Origin of the sequence: Thiobacillus denitrificans, assembly GCF_001530125.1 — a bacterium.
GTDB classification, from domain to species: domain Bacteria; phylum Pseudomonadota; class Gammaproteobacteria; order Burkholderiales; family Thiobacillaceae; genus Thiobacillus; species Thiobacillus denitrificans_C.
Map to the genome: position 1 here is coordinate 33,124 of NZ_LDUG01000034.1, position 1,831 is coordinate 34,954.

Consider the following 1,831-nt stretch of genomic DNA (forward strand, 5'->3'; position numbering starts at 1 on the left):
ACCGCGACCTGCCGATCGACGCCATCCGCGTCGGCGATCGGGTGGTGATCCGCCCCGGCGAGCGGGTGCCGGTGGACGGCGTGATCGAGGAAGGCGCGAGCCAGATTGACGAATCGCTGCTCACCGGCGAATCGCTGCCGGTCGACAAGCAGCCGGGCGACACGGTCACCGGCGGCGCCATCAATGCGCACGGCGTGCTGGTCGCGCGCACCACGGCAGTGGGCGCCGAGTCCACGCTGGCGCGCATCATCCGCCTGGTGGAAAACGCGCAGGCCGCCAAGGCGCCGATTCAAAGGCTGGTGGACAAGGTGAGCGCGGTGTTCGTGCCGGTGGTGATGGGGATCGCGCTGGTGACCTTCATCGCCTGGTGGGCGCTCGGCGGCAACGCCGAAGCTGCCATCCTCAATGCAGTGGCCGTGCTGGTAATCGCCTGCCCGTGCGCGCTCGGCCTCGCCACTCCCACCGCGATCATGGTGGGCACCGGCGTCGCCGCGCGTCACGGCATCCTGATCAAGGACGCCGAAGCGCTGGAACTGGCGCACAAGATCAGCACGGTGGTGTTCGACAAGACCGGCACGCTCACTGACGGCACGCCGCATGTGGCCGCCTGCGCGGCGGCGGGCGGCCACGACCGCAATGAAATCCTGTCGATTGCTGCCGGCCTGCAGGCCGGCAGCGAGCATTCGCTGGCGCGCGCGGTGCTGGCCGAGGCGGTAACCGCTGCCGTCACGCCGCGGCCCGCGCGGGCGCAGCAGGCGCTGCCGGGGCGCGGCATTTCCGGCGAGGCGGCGGGTGAAACCTATTGGCTGGGCAATCGCCGGCTGATGGCTGAGAACGGTGTCGACACCGCTGCGCTCGATACCGTCGCGGCGGAACAGGAAGCCGCGGGCCGCAGCGTGTCGTGGCTGGCGCGCGCCAGCGACCGCCGCGCGCTGGGTCTGCTGGCGTTCGGCGATGCGGTCAAATCCACCGCGGCCGCCGGGGTGGCGAACCTCAAGGCGCGGGGCATCGCCACCATCATGCTCACCGGCGACAACCGCGGCGCCGCGCAGGCGGCGGCCACGGCGCTCGGCATCGACCGCGTGCTGGCCGAAGTGCTGCCGGCGGACAAGGCCGCACAGGTGGGGCAACTCAAGACCGACGGCAAGACGGTGGCGATGGTCGGTGACGGCATCAACGATGCCCCTGCACTCGCCGCCGCCGACGTCGGCATTGCCATGTCCTCCGGCAGCGACGTCGCCATGCACACCGCCGGCATCACCCTGATGCGCGGCGATCCGGCGCTGGTGGCCGACGCCATCGACATCTCCAAACGCACCTACGCCAAGATCCGGCAGAACCTGTTCTGGGCGTTTATCTACAACGTGGTCGGGATTCCGCTGGCGGCGGCAGGCTTCCTGAGCCCGGTGATCGCCGGTGCGGCGATGGCATTCTCCAGCGTCAGCGTGGTGACGAACGCGCTCACTCTCAAGCGCTGGCGGCCGGCGCGCCGCGTCGAATGAACGCCGGCAAAGCTACTTGAACTTTTAGGGAAACACTGATTAATTCGATATAACCGTCATTGCGAGCGAAGCGCGGCAATCCAGCGCATTGATTAAGCAGGCATTTCTGGATTGCCGCGTCGCTGCGCTCCTCGCAATGACGGAATTAATCAGCGTTTCCTTAGTTCTACTGTGTTATTAAACATTCATGACCTGATTTGCTGATCTCCCGCAGCATGGACATTGCAGCAAGCCTTTTGCGATGGCAGCTGCGAGGCGGAAGCGCAATGTGGGGATCGAATTCTGGACGTGGCGTTGCATCGGTCGTGGCCCCGCGCGGGCGGAAACCT

General features: G+C 67.3%; 1 protein-coding gene. It reads left to right on the top strand.

What is annotated here, in order from left to right; genetic code table 11:
- Positions 1–1,502 (top strand): copper-translocating P-type ATPase (locus tag ABW22_RS12300; protein WP_082708791.1); only part of this gene is annotated, 1,502 nt, incomplete at its 5' end.
- Positions 1,503–1,831: the final 329 nt, after the last annotated feature.